Below are 18,022 nucleotides of genomic sequence, written 5' to 3' on the forward strand. Positions count from 1 at the left end.
ATGCGTGAGAACGGCCGCCTGGCGACGGTCGTGGTCGGCTCCGGCATCCAGGCCACCAGGTTCACCGGAACCCGCCGGGGTGTCGCTTCCGACGGTGGGACCGCGAAGAAGTACGGCGCCTCATCCGCCGTACACGCGCCCGTACGCGGGACCTCACTCAGGCAGGCTCCCTCACCGGCCGTGCCCCGACCCCTCGATGCGCTCCACCAGTTCAGCGGCCATCGTCTTGATGGTCTCCAGGCCTTTGCGTCCCCACGGACGCGGATCCTGGTCCACCACACAGATGGTGCCCAGCGCCATGCCCGTGTGGTCGATCAGCGGTGCCCCCAGGTAGGAGTGGATCCCGATGGCATCGACCACGTGATTCCCGGCGAAACGTGGGAAGTCGCGGACATCCTCCAGCACCAGAGCCTTGCGCCGCCTGACCACATGCGGGCAGAAACCGATGTCCAGGTCGCGAGGCATCACCCGGCCGGGTACGGGGTCCTCGAGAAGGGGAGACTCCACTCTCACGGTGGTGTCGGAGGCCGCGCTGTACAAGCCCGCGAAGTACTGACGGTTCGCGTCGACGAAGAAGTTGACCCCCGCGTAGCATCCCCCGGTGCGCTCCGCCAGCTCACGCGCGAAGTCATCCAGCTCCGGAACGGGCTTGTCCTCGATGCCCAGTTCCCGAAGCCGCCGTGCCCGGGCCTGCGCCTCAGGGTCCTCCGGAGGGAGAAGCAGATGACGCATGGCGATCCCCCTCTCCCGTCCGAACGGAGGGTTATACACCAGCTCTGTCATGGGAACTCCTTGAAGTGATCAGGTGTTGCACGAGCGAAAGCAGAATCCGGATACCGGAGCTGGACAGCCGGGCATCACACAGGACCACCGGCACCTCGGGCTTGAGGTCCAGCGCCGACCGCACCTCTTCCGGCTGATAGTGGTGCGCCCCGTCGAACTCATTGACCGCGACGAGGAAGCTGATGCCCCGTGCTTCGAAGAAGTCGACCGCCGCGAAACTGTGGTCCAGCCGACGCGTGTCGGCGAGGATCACCGCCCCGAGTGCACCGGCTGACAGCTCGTCCCACATGAACCAGAAGCGCTCCTGGCCGGGCGTGCCGAACAGATAGAGGACGTGGTCGGGGCTGAGGGTGATCCGGCCGAAGTCCATCGCGACCGTGGTGGTCTCCTTGTGCTCCACTCCGTCCAGCCTGTCCGTGGCAGCACTGACCTCGGTCAGTAGCTCTTCCGTGCTCAGCGGCTCGATCTCGCTGACCGCTCCCACGAAGGTGGTCTTGCCCACCCCGAAACCACCGGCGACCAGAATCTTGATCCCCATCGGAAGGGAGTCGGCGCCGGGTGCCTCAGAGTCGTTTGAGGAGCCCATCCCGCAAGGCCTCCAATAGTTGTAGATCGGGGGTATGACTCGGCCTCGGTGTGCCCAGGTTGAAGGGCCGTGTGACGACCGCGCCCTGCTCCACCAGGTCGGACAGCAGCACTTTGATCACCGTTGCGGGCATCCGTGTGTGCCCGGCGATCTCAGCCACGGTGACCGGCGTCCGGCACAGCTCGAGCACATGTGTGTGATCCAGCCCCAGGTTGGTCCGGAGCACGGTACCGGTTGCCACCACCATGGTCATCAAGTCGAAGTGGTATGTGGGTCTGGTACGTCCGTCGCTGACGGTGTACGGCCGGATCAGCCGCCCGGCGGCATCGTCGAGCAACGGCCCATCCGGGTCGTCGGGCATCGCTCACTGCCCTGCCGGCTGACGGGGAGCGGCCCCCAGGTGGGGGCGGACGCTCTTGACCATCATGGCCATCTCGTAGCCCAGCACCGACACATCCGCTTCGCGCCCGGCGAGGACTGCCAACAGGGCGCCCTGTCCGGCCGCGGAGACAAAAAGCATCGAAGTGTTGAGTTCGGTCACGATCTGCCGTACCTCACCGCCGTCGTCGAATCGCTTGCCGGCACTGCGGGCCAGCGAGTAGAGCCCGCTGGCGAGGGCCGCCATATGGTCCGCCGCGTCCTTGTCCAGTCCGTCCGAGGCCATCACCAGACCGTCCGATGACAACAGCAGTCCGCTCCGCGTATGCGGTACGCGCTGCACCAGGCCGTTCAACAGCCAAGAAAGATCTTCGCTCACCACGATCGCGTACTTCTCCTCAATGACGTGACACTGCTAGGGGGCCGGGTCCGGTCGGGTATCCCCGCCAAGGGACGGGGAGGTGTCGGTTTCCTGGGCTTCTTCGGCCAGGCGGAGGCCTGTCTGGAAGGCGGCCATCAGACCGGGATCGTGCTCGACGTCCTCCGCCGCCACCGCAGCCTGGGAGGGCTGCCGCAATTGCGGGGAGAGGTGTTCCTGACGGCGCCTTTTGGGCAGCACGGGACGGCCGTCTTCCGCCGTGGGGTCCGTGAGGGGGGTGTGTGCCGGCTCGGCCACCGATGCGGGTACGAGGTCCTGAGCGATCGGCGCGTCGTGCGTACGTGTCCGCTCAGCCGACTCCGTACGTGCCTGCGCCGCCGGCTCGGTACGTACCCGCTCCGCCGAGTCGTCGGCGCGTCCATGTGCGGCAGGGGGAGCGACGTCCGACGGTTGCTGCTGTGGTTCCACCACGTCCGGACGCCCGCCGAGCAACTCATGCGGCACCAAAACCACCGCCTGCGTACCGCCGTAGATGTTGCTCTGGAGCTGTACGGCGATGCCGTGCCGCCGGGCAAGCGCGGAGACCACGTACAGGCCGATCCGGCCGTCCTGGAGCAGCTCACCCAGAGCGACGCCGTCGGGGGAGGCGAGCAGGGCATTCATCTGGTTCCGCTCAGTGGCGGTCATGCCCAGACCACGGTCCTCGACCTCGACCGCCAGCCCGGCCGTGACGTGTTCGGCACGCAGCAGGACCTGGGTCTGGGGAGGGGAGAACACCGTGGCGTTCTCCACCAGCTCCGCCAGCAGATGGACCAGGTCGACGACCGCGTGCCCGTTCACCGCCCCGTCCACCGGAGGCACCAGCCTGACCCGCGAATACTGCTCGATCTCGGCCACGGCAGAACGCAGCACATCGCTCATGCTGACCGGTTGGGTCCACTGGCGGTGGGAGACGGCGCCGCCGAGTACAGCGAGGTTCTCGGCGTATCGCCGGATACGGGTGGCCAGGTGGTCCACATGGAACAAGCCCTTGAGCAGTTCCGGGTTCTCGACCTCGTTCTCCAGGTTGTCCAGCAGCCCGATTTCGCGGTGCACCAGAGACTCCAGCCTCCGGGCCAGATTGGCGAAGACCTCGAACTGCTCGCCGCCGTGTGCCCGTGCCGAGGCCTCCACCACAGTCGCCTCGGCAACGCGCTGGGCGGACGCCATCTCATGTCCGAGTCCATCCAGCACGTCCCCCGCCGGCTCCGGCCACGGGCGCTGCTGAGGCCGTTGACGGCCTATGAGCTGCTGGCCACGCTCCATCTGCTCCCGCAGCTGCGCCAGTTCGGCCTGGCCGCGTGCCGCGAACCAGCTCAGGTCGGTATAGCGGCGCGCGACCGCCCGCGCATTCGTGGAGGCGAAGAGCCCTGCACCCGTGAGGATCCCGCACACGAGCAGTAGTACGCCCGTGAGCAGACCCCAGAAGGCGTCCCTGTCGACATGGGCCACACCCGTGCTGAACGCGAGCGCAGCCGCTGCGGCTCCGGTGACCGCGACCAGCCCGGCAGGCACCATCGCGAGAAGCACCATATGGCTCTCAACTGGCGTGCCACCCCCGCCCTTTGGCGGAGTGTCCTGGGCACGCCACGCCGGAGAGCCGACTGACAGCATCTCCTGGTGGACATGAGCGGGCAGCGTCAAAGGTTCCTGCATCACAGTCCCTGGTTGCATACCGGCCAGCAGGCCGAAAAGTGTACGGCGCACGTTACCTGCAACAGCAGTCCACGTCACGCGTGGTGACGTCATGGGGAATGATGCACGAGAACGCGCCTTTCCCCAACTGACACCAGGGCTGTGACGTAGGTCTGGTCGAACCTGTCGTATCCGTGCCGGTCCGTTCCAGTCCGTGCCGGAACGGGCAGGCGCTACGGGCGGTGGCGGCAGCTCGAGTGAACTGACAAGCCCGTGCTGTGCGGAGCGGATGCGTGGACGAGCAGGTCTCCAGCACGTCCACGGCAGGTCCGTCGTCGCAGGATCCGTGGGTGGCCACCACGGTGACGGACCGCCCGGCCCCCGTAACCTCGACCAGCCCACCATACGAGTGGAGCTGTGCCACGGCGCTGACACCACTGGGGATGAGCAGGACGCCGACGATGAACTGGCGCACGGTGCGGCCACGGGAGATGCGGGCGATGAACGTGCCGACGAATGGCGCACATGAGAGCCACCACGCCCAGTATGAAGATGGTCCAAGTGCCCAGGCAGGACGGATCGGCGAAGGCGCCGGTCGCGCTGGCCATAGGGACCAGAGGGAAGAGGTAGCCGCCGGTACTGGCGGGCAGCACGTCGAGGATGTAGATGGTGGGGCCGACCAGGTCCAGACGATGGGATCGGCCCCGCCTGGGCGATGTCCTCTGGGATCAGTCCTCCGCAGGCGCGATGCCGGTCGGGCAGGACCGTCCCCAGTTGGTTTCCGAAGGGGTACTCAGGTTGACACCGGTGCCGCAGTAGCCGTGCGGGTTCTTGTCCAGGTACTGCTGGTGGCTGCGGTCGCTGGAATTGATGCCGTGGCGGTATCACTACCTGTTCCCCTGAGTCGCCACGGCTTGTTGCCTGCTTGAAGTAGGTGCCCATGACGGTGTCGGGGAGGAACTCGCGCAGTCGATGGCGCATGCCGGTGCCGTAGTCGCCCGGTTGCCCCCATACGTCCGGGGCCTCATCGGTTCACAACGAGTTCTCGTCCTACAAGAAGAGCTGTCACTAGTTCCTGAATTAGTCGGGTGGGCTCGATCATTGATCGAGCCCGCCTTGGCCATTTCATTCATGGCCACCCGCCGAATCGTCACCGACCTCTAACTGATGGTAATACGTGAATCTTGCTCGAAGCCTCCTCTCGGTCGCTGTCTGTGCTGCCGTCGCGGGACTCGCCGGATGCGCGCCCGCCCCGGTGGGCCGCGGTGCTGAGCAGGCCCAGGGGTCGACTCCGGCCCCACAACCACTGGACAGGTCGGCAAGTGCCACGCCATTGGACAGGTTCTTGCCGACGCCGCAGCAGAACCTCGACCTCGACAAGGCGGAAAAGAAGCTCATCAACCAAGGATCGCCGCACGAGGCAGGCCGTAGCCGCATGGGTGGAATGTATGGACAGGCGCGGCTATGGCTACAGCAATCCCGCCGATGCTTGGTTCGACGAGAAATGGCGGCACAGTAAGTCTCCCACGGAGAATGAGAAAGCTGTGGCCACCGCCGATATGACCTGCAAGAAGCAGGTGAACTACCTCGGCGTAATGATCGAGGTGAGCTCCTCCTATGAGCGCTCGTATATTACCGAGCACGCCGCTGATCTTGAATCTTTGAAGTCGCGACAGAAGGTATGGATCGAGAACGCGGAAAAGGCCCTCGAGGAGACGAGGTAACGGATTCCGCTGACAGGGACTATCCAGGCGGTCCGTGCCTTGCCTCTGGTAGGCGGTTCCACCCGAATCGTCGGGCGGACCAGCGGAAGATCCCGGCAATGTGCATCGACGGCGGCCCCGCCCCTGCTCGGTGAGCCGTGTCCGCGGGCGGTGGCGGCCGCGAGTGCAACTCGGTGGTGCGGCGTAGACGGGTTGCCGAAGTGTCCATGTCGAGGTCGCCCGGCCCTGACCAGCCGGTGCTGTGGGCTTGGCCCTGCCCGTCGGTAGGGTCCGGTCGGTTAGCGACCGTCCTGTTCGGTGGAGACGCCGAGGAGCAGGGTGGGGAGGAACTTCCGTTCGAGTTCCCCCGGCGGTAGACGATCGGGCTCGACGTAGCTCTGTGCGAGGCCGCCTTCGCGCATCGCGACGAGCAATCGCGCGAGTTGGTCGGGGTCGACGTCGATCCTGCGGCCGGCGCGGCGGATGACGTCGAGGAGTAGCCGGGAGATCTCGGCGCGTAGCCGCGCGTCGTGCTCGGCCAGCACGCGCGCGGCCTCGGGGTTGCGGATCGCGTACAGGGTGAACTCGGTCGTCACCAGATACCAGGTACGTTCGCTCGGCTCCACCTGTGACATCAGCTGGGTGAAGCGGTCGAGCGCCAGCGCATCGCTGCCCGCCTTCTCGACCAGGTCCGTCAGCCTCGTGATCACCCGGTCGCTGTGCGCGTCGAACAGGGCGAAGAACAGGTCCTCCTTGGTGCGGAAGTTGGAGTAGAAGGCGCCCCGCGTGTAGCCGGCCCGCTCGCAGATCTGCTCGATCGTCGCCGCATGGAACCCCCGCTCAGCGAACGTCTCCAACGCGGCATTCAGCAGTGCCGCCGTGGTCTGGGGGCGTCTCTTCGTCGCGCCTCTGGGCATCGCATCTCTTCCTAGGCCTTGACGGTGTCTCGGGACCTCGGTCAGGATACGCGGACGTATCCGATACGCCGATGTATCCCATAGGCCGGACGGTCGCCCATCGAGCTCAGGGAAGCGCCATGACAACCACCGTGCAAAAGTCGGCTCCGGCTGGCGGTCCCAGGCCCGAGGGTCTCGCGTTCCCGAAGCCCCCGACGTTCGACTCGGTCGAGGAGGAACGGAAGTACCGCAAGGAGCAGCTCGCCGCCGGCTTCCGGCTGTTCGGCAAGTTCGGCTTCTCCGAAGGCGTCGCCGGCCACATCACCGTGCGTGATCCGGAGGACCCGCAGACGTTCTGGGTCAACCCCTTCGGCATGAGCTTCAACCAGATCAAGGCGTCCGATCTGATCCTGGTCGACCACGCCGGTGCCGTACTGCACGGTGACCGCCCGGTGAACCGGGCGGCCTTCGTCATCCACTCGCAGGTGCACGCCGCTCGTCCGGACGCGCTCGCCGCCGCGCACGCACATTCGCTGTATGGCAAGGCGTTCGCCAGCCTCGGGATTCCCCTCGCTCCGATCACTCAGGACGCCTGCGCGTTCTTCGAGGACCAGGGCCTGTACGCGGACTACCAGGGCGTGGTCAGCGAACTCGAGGAAGGCAAGCGGATCGGAGCGGCACTTGGCCCGCACAAGGCGGTCATTCTGCAGAACCACGGCCTGCTCACGGTCGGTCAGTCGGTGGCGGAAGCCGTCTGGTGGTTCGTCACCATGGAGCGTTCCTGCCAGGCCCAGTTGCTCGCCATGGCCGCGGGTACGCCGAAGCACATCGACCGCGACGTCGCGCTGGCGACCCGGGAGCAGATCGGCACACACCGCGCGGGCTGGTTCCAGGCCCAGCCGCTGTGGGACCAGATCGTCGCTTCGGACCCGGATCTGTTCGACTGACCGGCGCGGGCGGCCGGCCGGCGGGTCACAAGGAGGTGGACGGTGTGACGGTACCGTTCTTCCCGGGGTTCGATGCGTTCCGGTGCGAGACGGCCGGTGTGACGATCAACGGGGTGATCGGCGGAAGCGGCCCGCCCCTGCTTCTGCTGCACGGCTGGCCGCAGACCCACGTCGTGTGGCATCGCGTCGCTCCGCTGCTGGCGCCGCACTTCACGGTGGTCGCCACCGACCTACGCGGTTACGGCGACAGCGGCAAGCCCGCCGACGGCCAGGGCCACGATGGTCACTCCAAGCGCGCGATGGCGCATGACCAGGTTGGGGTCATGACCTCGCTCGGGTTCGACCGCTTCGCCGTGGTTGGTCACGACCGTGGCGGCCGCGTCGGCCATCGGATGGCCCTCGACCATCCAGACGTGGTGTCGAAGCTGGCCGTGCTGGACATCGTCCCGACCCGAAGGCTCTACGCCGAGGTCTCGAAAGAGCTGGCCAGCGTCTACTTCCACTGGTTCTTCCTGATCCAGCCAGCGCCCCTGCCGGAGACACTGCTCGCCGGGAACGCCGAGTTCTTCCTGCGCAACTGGGCGTTCCGCGGCTACGTCCCCTCCGTCGTGACCGAGGCGGCCTTCGCCGAGTACCTGCGCTGCTTCACGGACCCCGCCACTTTGCATGCGATGTGCGAGGACTACCGCGCCGCAGCCACCATCGACCTCGACCACGATGCGACAGACCACGGCGTCGGCGTCCGCTGCCCGGTCCTCGCCCTCTGGGGCGCCCAAGGGGCGATGGGAGCCCTCTACGACGTGCTCGACGCCTGGAAGGAATACGCGTCTGACGTCCAGGGCGAGCCACTGCCGGGCGGCCATTGGCTCCCCGAGGAGCAACCCGGCGAACTCGTCGCGGAGCTGCGGGCTTTCCTGGCCTGACCCCGGCGGACAGGGCCCGCCGCGGGCTACGGAGACGGCCAAAAGAGCCGAGTCGCTCACTCCTGGGCGTACTTCGCGACGCCGATCGGGCAGGCGACGCCCATGCCTCCAAACCTGTGCTGGTCGGACCGCCGAAGCTGCGAGGGAGGTCGGTCGCAGCGCCATTTCAGGTGGGAGTTCGCGCAGTGGCTACTTGTCCGCTGCATCCGGTGCAGGGGCGATGCCGGTCGGGCAGGACCGTCCCCAGTTGGTTTCCGAAGGCGTACTCAGGTTGACGCCGGTGCCGCCTATGCCGCAGTAGCCGTTCGGGTTCTTGTCCAGGTACTGCTGGTGGTACGGCTCCGCAGGGTAGAACGGGCGGCCCCCCGACGGGAGGATCTCGGTGGTGATCGCGCCGTAACCGGCCTTCGTCAGGACCTGCTGGTACGCGTCGCGCGAGGCCTCCGCCGCGGACTGCTGTTCCAGGGAGTGGGTATAGACCGCCGAGCGGTACTGGGTGCCGACGTCGTTGCCCTGGCGGAAGCCCTGGGTCGGGTCGTGGGCCTCCCAGAAGAGCTTCAGGAGCGTGGCGTAGGAGACGATGGCGGGGTCGAAGACGACACGTACGGCCTCCGTGTGGCCGGTGAGGCCGCTGCAGACCTCCTCGTACGCGGGGTTCGGGGTGTGACCGCCCTGGTAGCCGACAAGGGTGGTCCAGACACCGGAGGTCTGCCAGAACTTGCGCTCCGCACCCCAGAAGCAGCCCAGGCCGAAGTCGGCGATCTGAAGGTTCTCGGGATAGGGGCCCAGGAGCGGGTTGCCGAGGACCGTGTGGCGGTCGGGTACGCGGAACTCGGGGGTCTCGCGGCCGGGCAGTGCCTCTTCCGGAGTGGGGAGGTGGGGCCGGTGGCTGTGCAGGAACATGCGGGTCTCCTCGGCGTGGCGTCCGACTGGACAACGTATGGGCGGCCCCGGAGATTCCGGGGGGGCTGGCCGTCCGCGCCCGGCCCTCTGCGCCCCGCCCTGCGCGCCCGGCCCTCCGCACCCGAGCTGCCGGCCGCCCTGGCTCTGCCATGCCGGTTCCGGTGTCTTCGGCTCCAGGGCCCGGTGTGCCCACCGGCTGGCAGGCCCCCGCACTGACTGCCCAGCGGGGTCCCTACGGCATGCTCGCCATGTCTCACGGCGCCTCCGGTCCCCGGCGCCCATGTCGCAACGGCCACAGGTGTGGACGTCCTGCGCCCGGCGCACACGGCCCTGCCGGTGCCCGTCGGCGGACGTCCACCGGGTGGGCGCCGTGGTCGGAGCGGGCCCCGGTGGTGACACCGGCGGTGACACCGACGTCACGGCGTTACCTCGGTTACCTCGGTTACCTCGGTGGATACCGGCGGTGGTGGACGCCGCGGTCACCTCGGTGGGTGCCCCGTGGCCCTCAGTCCGTGCGCCGCCGGTCATCGGACGCGGCGGGGCCGTCGTTCCGTATGGCCTCCTGCCGGTCCGCCGTCGTGTCGGCGGTGGCGGCGTCGGGACCCGGGTCCGTGTTCCGGCCAGGCATCCAGCGTTCGGCCAGCGCCGCGGTGTTCCGCCTGGTCTTGAGCCAGAAGTAGACGGACAGACCAATGAGGATCAGGGGGAGAAGCCGTGCCATGAAGGAGTCCGTTCAGGAAATCGGGGTCGAGGGGCGTCGGGGCATCCAGTCGTCGGGATGTGGGAGGTGGGGAGGGCCCGGACCATCGGTGTCGGGCCGTCATTGTCAGAAGCGTCGGGGCATCGGCACGTACGGCCGTCAGTGCGCCGGGATGGTCAGGGGGCCTTGAGACGTCGGGTCGTCGGGGCGTTCAGTGGTCCCTGAGACGTCGGGTCTTCGGGTCGGATCGAGGAGGGCGCGTCGCCGTCGTTCTACGCCGTCAGCGCGGCATCGTCGCCGGGCTGCCGCCCGCCTGCTCCCAGCCCGCGACCGCCAGCGCCCGATACGCCGCGTACTCCGCCGCCGGGTCGGCCCCGAGTGACCAAGGCACGGCGCCCACGTGTCCGTCCACGTGCCGCAACTGCTCCATCGCCTCGGCGTAGCGCTCCGCCCGCACCAGGAACCAGACCAGCAGATGACGGGCGTGCGGCAGTACGGCGTGGTCGGCCGGGGCCGAGCGGACGGCGAACTGCGCGCCCTGGACGGCGCGGCTCACGACCTCGCTCTCGTACAGCCCGCGGACCACATTCACATCGGGGAGGTGTTCGAACACGGCAAACAGCGGCAGGGCGGGCAGCAGGCTCTTCTCGGGCGCCGCGGCGGCCGCGCCGTGCGTGAACGCGTCGGCCAGCTCCTTGGAGCCGTGCCACTTCTCGCACCAGTAGTGCAGCGCGGCCAGGTGTGCGCCCATGTGATGCGGGGCGCGGGCGGTGATCGTCCCCCACAGCTCCTCGAAGTCGGCCTGCCGGTAGCCGAGCCCGCGCGCCACGGCCAGCTCGACGATGTACGGGGTCGGGTCGCCCGGTGCGAGGAGGGCGGCGTCGGCGCACACCGTCCGCGCCTCCTCGAGGATGATCCGGTACTCCGTCGACTCGGATCCTCCCGGCGACTGCCGCGCCTGTCGCACCAGGAACTCCGCGTGCACCACCGCGCCGCCCGCCTCCTTGGGAGCCTCCATTCGCCAGGTGCGCAGCCAGCGGCCGCCCTCGCCCGGCGCCTCCGCCAGCTCGACGGCCGCGGCTCCGGCCAGCGTCTGCACACGCTGCCAGCGCAGTTCCCAGTCGTCGGTGATGGCGAGCAGCTGCGCGGCCGGCCGCCAGTCCTGAGTGCGCCGGACCTCTTCCAGTACGTCCGCCAGCTCCCGGTCCGGGCCCGGCAGCCGGACGTCCAGCTGCTCGGGGTGCACGAAGCCGTACCGCTGCGGGTCGATGGCACTGCCGTGGCCGCGCAGCGCCTGTCTGCCGCCGCGCATACGCAGCAGGGCGGGGACGATCAGGAGGCCGCCGATCATGGCCAGCCCGAGCAGGATGATCAGAATCTCCATGACGTGTCCAGGTGTCCTCTGCCGTGTCGTCCGCAGTGCTGCGGTGTCGTGATCTTCGGTGTCGTCATCTGCGGGGTGATCTGCGGTGTTGCTCGTCTGCGGTTCGTTGCGGCGGGACGCCGTCGTACGTGGCTACGCCTTCGCGCCGCCCGTGCGCGCCCCCGGTGACCTGGAGGCGTCCGCCACTCTTTACTACTCACCGGCGAGCCGAAGGGTTCCACATCACCGCGTACTACTCTCGGGCTTCATGAGTGACCAGCGCCAGCAGCACGCACACCAGAGCTTCGAGACCCGCGCCATCCACGCCGGGAACACAGCTGACCCGCTGACCGGAGCCGTCGTGCCGCCGATCTACCAAGTGTCCACATACAAGCAGGACGGGGTCGGCGGTCTGCGGGGCGGCTACGAGTACAGCCGGTCCGCCAACCCGACCCGTACCGCGCTCGAGGAGAACCTCGCCGCGCTGGAGGGCGGGCGGCGCGGGCTCGCCTTCGCCTCCGGACTGGCGGCCGAGGACTGCCTGCTGCGCACGCTGCTGGTGCCGGGCGACCACGTGGTCATCCCGAACGACGCCTACGGCGGAACGTTCCGGCTCTTCGCGAAGGTCGTCGAGCGCTGGGGTGTGCAGTGGTCGGTGGCCGACAGCTCCGACCCGGCCGCCGTACGGGCGGCGATCACGCCCCGTACGAAGCTGATCTGGGTGGAGACGCCCAGCAATCCGCTGCTCGGTATCACCGACATCGCGGCGGTCGCGGATGTGGCGCGCGGCGCCGGGGTGCGGTTCGTGGTCGACAACACCTTCGCCAGCCCGTACCTCCAGCAGCCGCTCGCGTTGGGCGCGGACATCGTCGTCCACTCCACGACCAAGTACATGGGCGGGCACTCCGACGTGGTCGGCGGCGCCCTGGTGGTGAACGACGACGCGCTCGGCGACGAGCTCGCCTTCCACCAGAACGCGATGGGGGCGATCGCCGGTCCGTTCGACGCATGGCTGACGCTGCGGGGCATCAAGACTCTGGCGGTCCGCATGGACCGGCACAGCGCCAACGCTGCGCGGGTCGCCGAGCTGCTGGCAGCGCACCCGAAGGTGACCCAGGTGTACTACCCGGGTCTCCCCGGGCACGCCGGGCATGAGATCGCCGAGAAGCAGATGCGTGCCTTCGGAGGGATGGTGTCGTTCCGGGTCGCGGGCGGCGAACAGGCGGCGGTGGACGTCTGCAACCGGGCACAGCTGTTCACGCTCGGGGAGTCGCTCGGCGGTGTGGAGTCGCTGATCGAGCACCCGGGCCGCATGACGCACGCCTCGGTGGCCGGTTCGGCGCTGGAGGTGCCCGCCGACCTGGTACGGCTGTCAGTCGGCATCGAGGCGGTCGACGACCAGCTGGCGGACCTCACCCGCGCGCTCGGCTGACGCCCGCGGCGATGGCCCTGCCGGAGGCCGCCGGGCCTCCGGAAGGCTGTACGCCCGGCGCTTCCGTACGCCCGGCGGGTCTGTACGCCCGGCGCGTCCGGTGGCCTGGCACCGCGCGGGCGGCACCGGGCACCACCGCTATGGCCACCGCGGCACCGGGAACCACCGCCCTGCTACCAGCCGCCGAGCGGGGGAGTGGTGTCGGTCGGCGGTACGACCCAGGGCTGGGCGACCGCCGCCCACACCGCGAAAGCGACCGCCGCGGCGAGCAGCAGGGCCCACCCCACGGCCCGTAGGACCCGGCGGTGGCCGTCGATCCGCCGCCCCCGCTGGGCCGCCCGAGCCGCCAGATCGGGCGGCACCACCGGATGCGGCTGCCCCTCCAGCATCCGCCGGACCTCGTCCTCCTTGCGGTCCGGAAGGCTCATGACGCCGTCGCTCCCGGGGTCGTGCCGCCGTCCGCGCGTTCGGGCCGTGTGGCCGGTGCGGCTGCACTCGGCGGGCCACCCTGCGCCGACGTCGAGAGCGGCTTCCCGGCCAGGGGGACGGCCGGACGGACGGCCGGGTGGACGGCAGGGCCCGCCGCCGGGCGGCTGCGCAGGGTGGCCATGGACCGCAGGCACAGGGCCCGGACGCGTTCGGTGGGGACTCCGAGCTGGGCCGCGCACTGTTCCTCGGGCACACCCTCGTAGAGCCGCAGCACCAGGACCAGGCGTTCCTGCGGGGTGAGCCGGCCGAGGAGGCCACCGCGGGCGCGGCGATGGTGCCAGGCGGCGTGGGCGAAACGCGTGGCGAGCTCCTGGCGAGCCCGGTCGTACGGGTCCTCGCCGTGCAAGCGGTCCCACATCGCGTACGTACGGGCCAGAGCGTCGGTCAGCAGGCGCTCGGCGGCCTCCTGGTCCCCCGTGAGCAGCGTGGCGGCATGCAACAGCCGGCCGGCCGCGCCCGCGACGAAAGCCTCGAACTCCCGGGCCCGGCGGCGATCCTGCTCTGCCCGCCGCTCTCGCACCGCGCCTCCTGGGCCACCATGGGACGGCAGGGAGCGCTGCCGGTCAAGGGGCGGTGCGGCAGCGAGCCCCGACAGGGGCGGGGACCGCCGGGAGCCCGGCGGTCAAAGGGCCGGGGGCGGCACAGAGCCCCGGCGGCTGGAGCGCCGGTGGTCAAGAGGCAGGGGACTCCGGCGGCGCCGCCTGGAGGTTGACCGCGGCCTGCCGCGCGGACAGCGACTGGTTGAAGCGCGTGAGCAGGGTGCAGAACACCTCGCGCTCGTCCTCCGTCCAGCCGTCCGTCACCAGCGCCATCAGCTGCCGGCGCGAGGACCGCACCTCCTCCAGGCGCGCCTTGCCCCGCGGAGAGAGCTGGAGCACGACGGCTCGCCCGTCCTCGGGGTGCGAGGTGCGCTTGACCAGGCCGGTGTCCACGAGTGGGGCGACCTGCCGGGTGACCGTCGAGGAGTCGATGCCCATGCCGGCGGCGAGCGCCTTGACGCCCATCGGGCCCTCCCGGTCGAGGCGGTTGAGCAGCAAGTAGGCGGCGCGGTCCATGGAGTTGCGGACCTGTCCGACGCCGCCGAGCCGGGTCTGCTCCGCGCGCCGGGCGAACACGGCCACCTGGTGCTGCAGGTCGTCGAGAAGGCCGCTGTCCGAGACCTCCAGGCCGGAGGTCGGGAGAGCAGTCGTCATGTCCGGAGTGGTCGGCATGGCCTGGGCTCACTTCGTGGGAATCGGCTACGGATGGGCACAGGGTACGCGGCCAGGGCCGGGACCGTACCTGCACGGGACAAACCGGTGCGGGAGCGCCCCAGGCCGCCGGGATGGGTGGGAACTGCGAGACTTGGTCACATGGCTGGAACCAATGGGGCTCGCGTGGGCCACGACCCCGCTCACCCGTTCGAGATCACCGTCGATGAGGTCCGTGCGGCGCACAAGATGCTGGCCGGGGTGGCCCGGGTGACCGCCATGGAGGGCAGTCGGCACCTGACCCAACTGGTGGGCGCCCCCGTCCACCTGAAGTGCGAGAACCTTCAGCGCACCGGTTCGTTCAAGGTGCGCGGCGCGTACGTACGGATCGCCGGCCTGAGCGCCGAGGAGCGCGCGAGGGGGGTGGTCGCGGCCAGCGCGGGGAACCACGCGCAGGGCGTGGCGCTCGCCGCTTCCCTGCTGGGTGTGCACTCGACCGTCTTCATGCCCGTGGGCGCCCCGCTGCCGAAGGTGGCGGCGACCCGGGAGTACGGCGCCGATGTGCGGATGCACGGCCAGGTGGTCGACGAGACGCTGGAGGCGGCCAAGGAGTACGCCCGCGCGACCGGCGCCGTCTTCATTCACCCGTTCGATCACCGCGATGTGGTCGCGGGCCAGGGCACGGTGGGGCTGGAAATCCTGGAACAGTGCCCGGAAGTCCGCACGATCGTGGTGGGGATCGGGGGCGGCGGGCTGGCGGCGGGGATCGCCGTGGCGGTCAAGGCGCTGCGGCCGGATGTCCGGCTGGTGGGCGTGCAGGCGGAAGGCGCGGCCGCGTACCCGCCGTCCCTGGAGGCCGGTCACCCGGTGGCTCTGGAGCAGTTGGCGACGATGGCCGACGGCATCAAGGTGGGGCGGCCGGGAGACGTGCCGTTCAAAATAGTTGGCGATCTGGTCGACGAGGTCCGTACGGTTTCCGAGGACGAGCTCTCCAGCGCGCTGCTGCTGTGTCTGGAGCGCGCGAAGCTGGTGGTCGAGCCGGCCGGGGCGAGCCCTGTGGCGGCGCTGCTGTCGCAGCCGGACGCCTTCGAGGGGCCGGTGGTGGCGGTGCTGTCGGGGGGCAATGTCGACCCGCTGCTGCTGCAGCGCATCCTGCGGCACGGCATGGCGGCGGCGGGGCGGTATCTGTCGCTCCGGCTCCGCCTGACGGACCGCCCGGGGGCGCTGGCAACGCTTCTGGGGGTGTTGTCAGAGGTGGACGCTAACGTCCTCGACGTGAGCCATGTGCGGACCGATCCCCGACTCCGGCTCACTGAGGCGGAGGTGGAGCTGCAGCTGGAGACGAAGGGCCCGGAGCACTGCGCCGAGGTGCGTACGGCGCTGCGCAAGGCGGGCTACATCGTGATGACGTGACCGTCCCGATACACCCGAGGATCGCCCCGCTGGGCCAGGAAGGTGACGTACCGGAGCCGGCGTACAGGGCGGCGCTCCAGAGGTGGATGCGGTGGATGCATGACGTCGATGCGTCAGAACTCGATACACCGTAAAGGGTTGACGCGATATATCGCGTCTGGGGTAAGGTCGGGTCTCACTGATTCACGTCGGCTTTACGTCGGACAAATGCCGGTAAACCCTGCTCGTCCGATGTCCATGATCTTTTGTTGAATCGACCCAAGACCCTGGGAGAATCTTCATGCCAGGCGCCATTTACGCCGAAGGGCTGGTCAAGACCTTCGGGGATGTGCGGGCTCTGGACGGCGTCGACCTCGATGTGCCCGAAGGCACCGTGCTGGGCCTGCTCGGTCCCAACGGAGCCGGTAAGACCACCACCGTACGGGTGTTGACCACTCTGCTTCAGCCCGACAGCGGGAAAGCGGTCGTGGCGGGCATAGACGTCCTCAAGCACCCCAACGAGGTCCGCCGTTCCATCGGCCTCTCCGGCCAGTTCGCCGCCGTCGACGAGTACCTCACCGGGCGTGAGAACCTCCAGATGGTCGGCCAGCTCTACCAGATGAGTGCGCGCGACGCGAAGGTCCGCGCGGGTGAGCTGCTCGAGCGCTTCAACCTCGCCGAGGCGGGCGACCGGCCCGCCAAGACGTACTCCGGCGGCATGCGCCGCCGCCTCGACCTCGCGGCCGCCCTGGTCGTCAGTCCGCCCGTGATGTTCATGGACGAGCCGACGACCGGCCTCGATCCGCGCAACCGCCAGGGCCTCTGGGAGGTCATCCAGGAACTGGTCGCCGCGGGTACGACCCTGCTGCTGACCACCCAGTACCTGGAGGAGGCCGACCACCTCGCGCACGACATCTGCGTGGTCGACCACGGCCGGGTCATCGCACGCGGCACCTCCGACCAGCTGAAGGCCCGGACGGGCGGCGAGCGGGTGGAGGTCGTCGTCCATGACCGCGACCACCTCACGACCGCGACGGAGATCCTCCGGGGCTTCGGCAAGGGCGAGACCACGGTGGAGGACCACACCCGCAGGATCACCGTGCCGGTCGCCGGAGGCGCGAAGCTGCTGGCCGAGGTGATCCGCGAGCTCGACGCCCGTGGCATCGAGATCGACGACATCGGGCTGCGCAGGCCGACCCTCGACGATGTGTTCATATCGCTGACCGGCCATGCGGCGGAGGTCGACGACGAACAGAACACCACCGGCAAGGACGGCAAGGACAGCAAGGACAACAGGAACCGCAAGAGCGGCAAGTCCGGCAGGCCGGCCGCGACGGAGAAGATGGAGGCCGCCCAGTGAGTGCCGTCACCGATACGGCTCCCCGCCCCGCGGCCCCGCAGACCCGCGGTGCCCTCGGCCAGTCCGTCCGCGACTCGCTCGTGGTCGCGAAGCGCAATCTGATCCGGATGGCGCGGATCCCGGAGATGATTGTCTTCGGGCTGATCCAGCCGATCATGTTCGTGGTGCTGTTCAGCTATGTCTTCGGCGGGTCCATCAACGTCGGCGGCAGCACGTCGCCGGACGGGTACCGCGAGTTCCTGATGGCGGGCATCTTCGCGCAGACCGTCACGTTCGCCACGGCGGGCGCGGGGGCGGGTATCGCGGACGATATGCACAAGGGCCTCATCGACCGCTTCCGGTCGCTGCCGATGGCGCGTGGCGCGGTGCTGACCGGCCGCACGCTCGCCGATCTCGTGCAGACCTCGCTGACCCTGGTGATGCTCTCGATCGTCGCGCTGATCGTCGGCTGGCGCATCCACGACGGCATCCTGGGGGCGCTGGGAGGCTTCGCCCTGCTGCTCCTGTTCGGCTACGCCTTCTCCTGGATCGGAGCGCTGATCGGGCTGTCGGTACGGACCCCGGAGGCGGCCACATCAGGCGGTCTGATCTGGCTGTTCCCGCTGACGTTCATCTCGAACGCCTTCGTGCCGGCCGACAACATGCCGACCGTCCTGCGGCACATCGCCGAGTGGAACCCCTTCAGCGCGACAGTGCAGGCATGCCGCGACCTCTTCGGCAATCTGCCGCCGAACTACCACGCTCCGGACGCCTGGCCGATGCAGCATCCCGTGCTGGCCTCGGTGCTGTGGTCGGTCGTGATCATCGCGGCCTTCCGGACACTGGCCGTCCGGAAGTACCGCTCGGCGACCGCCTGAGCCGGCTCACGGGCCCCCTGCCGGGGCTCCTGCACGGGGGCCCTGCGCGGGGCCCCTGCGGGGGCTC

At 69.2% G+C, this 18,022-nt stretch carries 19 protein-coding genes and 2 pseudogenes; 7 read left to right on the forward strand and 14 right to left on the reverse strand.

The genetic code is table 11. From position 1 onward, the window contains the following. Positions 1-171 precede the first annotated feature (171 nt). From ACTWQE_RS25245 to ACTWQE_RS25275, 7 genes and pseudogenes are all read right to left on the reverse strand, one after another. Complete coding sequence (locus ACTWQE_RS25245; protein WP_443331332.1) at positions 172-783, reverse strand: GAF domain-containing protein; 612 nt, start codon at positions 781-783, stop codon at positions 172-174. Further along, on the reverse strand, positions 764-1,369 hold the full coding sequence (locus ACTWQE_RS25250) for a GTP-binding protein (RefSeq protein WP_443331333.1): 606 nt from the start codon (positions 1,367-1,369) through the stop codon (positions 764-766). Before ACTWQE_RS25250 ends, ACTWQE_RS25245 begins: the two co-directional genes overlap by 20 nt. Further along, positions 1,347-1,730, reverse strand: coding sequence for a DUF742 domain-containing protein (locus tag ACTWQE_RS25255; RefSeq protein ID WP_443331334.1), 384 nt, complete (start codon positions 1,728-1,730; stop codon positions 1,347-1,349). Before ACTWQE_RS25255 ends, ACTWQE_RS25250 begins: the two co-directional genes overlap by 23 nt. A 3-nt stretch (positions 1,731-1,733) precedes the next feature. Next, complete coding sequence (locus ACTWQE_RS25260) at positions 1,734-2,129, reverse strand: roadblock/LC7 domain-containing protein (protein WP_443331335.1); 396 nt, start codon at positions 2,127-2,129, stop codon at positions 1,734-1,736. Between the two features lie 33 nt (positions 2,130-2,162). Beyond that, positions 2,163-3,698: a sensor histidine kinase gene (locus tag ACTWQE_RS25265; protein ID WP_443331336.1), complete on the reverse strand. Its 1,536-nt coding sequence runs from the start codon at positions 3,696-3,698 to the stop codon at positions 2,163-2,165. A 523-nt stretch (positions 3,699-4,221) separates the two neighbouring features. Beyond that, a pseudogene (locus tag ACTWQE_RS25270) lies at positions 4,222-4,483 on the reverse strand (BCCT family transporter); the annotation flags it as partial. Between the two features lie 45 nt (positions 4,484-4,528). Beyond that, positions 4,529-4,651 (reverse strand): annotated as a pseudogene (locus tag ACTWQE_RS25275) (peptide-methionine (S)-S-oxide reductase MsrA); the annotation flags it as partial. 597 nt (positions 4,652-5,248) lie between these two features. Here ACTWQE_RS25275 and ACTWQE_RS25280 point away from each other — a divergent pair. Continuing rightward, positions 5,249-5,524, forward strand: coding sequence for a hypothetical protein (locus tag ACTWQE_RS25280; protein ID WP_443331337.1), 276 nt, complete (start codon positions 5,249-5,251; stop codon positions 5,522-5,524). 278 nt (positions 5,525-5,802) lie between these two features. Here the strand turns inward: ACTWQE_RS25280 and ACTWQE_RS25285 are convergent, their stop codons facing one another. After that, positions 5,803-6,420, reverse strand: coding sequence for a TetR/AcrR family transcriptional regulator (locus ACTWQE_RS25285; protein ID WP_443331338.1), 618 nt, complete (start codon positions 6,418-6,420; stop codon positions 5,803-5,805). 119 nt (positions 6,421-6,539) lie between these two features. Here ACTWQE_RS25285 and ACTWQE_RS25290 point away from each other — a divergent pair, with 119 nt between their 5' ends. Beyond that, positions 6,540-7,346 (forward strand): class II aldolase/adducin family protein, encoded by an 807-nt coding sequence (locus ACTWQE_RS25290; protein WP_443331339.1) that lies wholly within the window; start codon positions 6,540-6,542, stop codon positions 7,344-7,346. Positions 7,347-7,390: 44 nt separating this feature from the next. Next, complete coding sequence (locus ACTWQE_RS25295; RefSeq protein ID WP_443331340.1) at positions 7,391-8,269, forward strand: alpha/beta fold hydrolase; 879 nt, start codon at positions 7,391-7,393, stop codon at positions 8,267-8,269. A 189-nt stretch (positions 8,270-8,458) separates the two neighbouring features. On the opposite strand, the gene msrA is transcribed toward ACTWQE_RS25295, so the two are convergent. From msrA to ACTWQE_RS25310, 3 genes are all read right to left on the reverse strand, one after another. After that, positions 8,459-9,172, reverse strand: a complete 714-nt coding sequence (gene msrA, locus ACTWQE_RS25300; RefSeq protein ID WP_443331341.1) for a peptide-methionine (S)-S-oxide reductase MsrA — start codon at positions 9,170-9,172, stop codon at positions 8,459-8,461. A gap of 505 nt (positions 9,173-9,677) precedes the next feature. Further along, positions 9,678-9,893 (reverse strand): hypothetical protein, encoded by a 216-nt coding sequence (locus tag ACTWQE_RS25305; protein ID WP_443331342.1) that lies wholly within the window; start codon positions 9,891-9,893, stop codon positions 9,678-9,680. 259 nt (positions 9,894-10,152) lie between these two features. After that, positions 10,153-11,256 carry a hypothetical protein gene (locus ACTWQE_RS25310; RefSeq protein WP_443331343.1) on the reverse strand — a complete coding sequence of 368 codons (1,104 nt, stop codon included), beginning with the start codon at positions 11,254-11,256 and terminating at the stop codon, positions 10,153-10,155. Between the two features lie 247 nt (positions 11,257-11,503). Here ACTWQE_RS25310 and ACTWQE_RS25315 point away from each other — a divergent pair, with 247 nt between their 5' ends. Then, positions 11,504-12,667 (forward strand): cystathionine gamma-synthase, encoded by a 1,164-nt coding sequence (locus ACTWQE_RS25315; protein WP_443331344.1) that lies wholly within the window; start codon positions 11,504-11,506, stop codon positions 12,665-12,667. 173 nt (positions 12,668-12,840) lie between these two features. Here ACTWQE_RS25315 and ACTWQE_RS25320 read toward each other — a convergent pair whose 3' ends face one another. From ACTWQE_RS25320 to ACTWQE_RS25330, 3 genes are all read right to left on the reverse strand, one after another. Further along, entirely contained in the window at positions 12,841-13,095 is a 255-nt protein-coding gene (locus ACTWQE_RS25320; protein WP_443331345.1) for a hypothetical protein, read from the reverse strand. Beyond that, positions 13,092-13,676 (reverse strand): sigma factor-like helix-turn-helix DNA-binding protein, encoded by a 585-nt coding sequence (locus tag ACTWQE_RS25325; RefSeq protein ID WP_443331346.1) that lies wholly within the window; start codon positions 13,674-13,676, stop codon positions 13,092-13,094. The genes ACTWQE_RS25320 and ACTWQE_RS25325 overlap by 4 nt, the downstream gene beginning before the upstream one ends. A 151-nt stretch (positions 13,677-13,827) precedes the next feature. Further along, complete coding sequence (locus tag ACTWQE_RS25330; protein ID WP_443331347.1) at positions 13,828-14,367, reverse strand: MarR family winged helix-turn-helix transcriptional regulator; 540 nt, start codon at positions 14,365-14,367, stop codon at positions 13,828-13,830. 141 nt (positions 14,368-14,508) lie between these two features. Here ACTWQE_RS25330 and ilvA point away from each other — a divergent pair, with 141 nt between their 5' ends. From ilvA to ACTWQE_RS25345, 3 genes are all read left to right on the forward strand, one after another. Continuing rightward, entirely contained in the window at positions 14,509-15,759 is a 1,251-nt protein-coding gene (ilvA, locus tag ACTWQE_RS25335) for a threonine ammonia-lyase (RefSeq protein WP_443331348.1), read from the forward strand. Between the two features lie 280 nt (positions 15,760-16,039). Next, a complete protein-coding gene (locus tag ACTWQE_RS25340) occupies positions 16,040-17,098 on the forward strand; it encodes an ATP-binding cassette domain-containing protein (protein ID WP_443331349.1) in 1,059 nt (352 codons plus the stop codon). Beyond that, positions 17,095-17,955, forward strand: coding sequence for an ABC transporter permease (locus tag ACTWQE_RS25345; RefSeq protein ID WP_443331350.1), 861 nt, complete (start codon positions 17,095-17,097; stop codon positions 17,953-17,955). The genes ACTWQE_RS25340 and ACTWQE_RS25345 overlap by 4 nt, the downstream gene beginning before the upstream one ends. The last annotated feature ends 67 nt before the right edge of the window (positions 17,956-18,022 follow it).

The sequence above is a fragment of the Streptomyces sp. 8N706 genome (assembly GCF_052245415.1).
Taxonomy (GTDB): domain Bacteria; phylum Actinomycetota; class Actinomycetes; order Streptomycetales; family Streptomycetaceae; genus Streptomyces.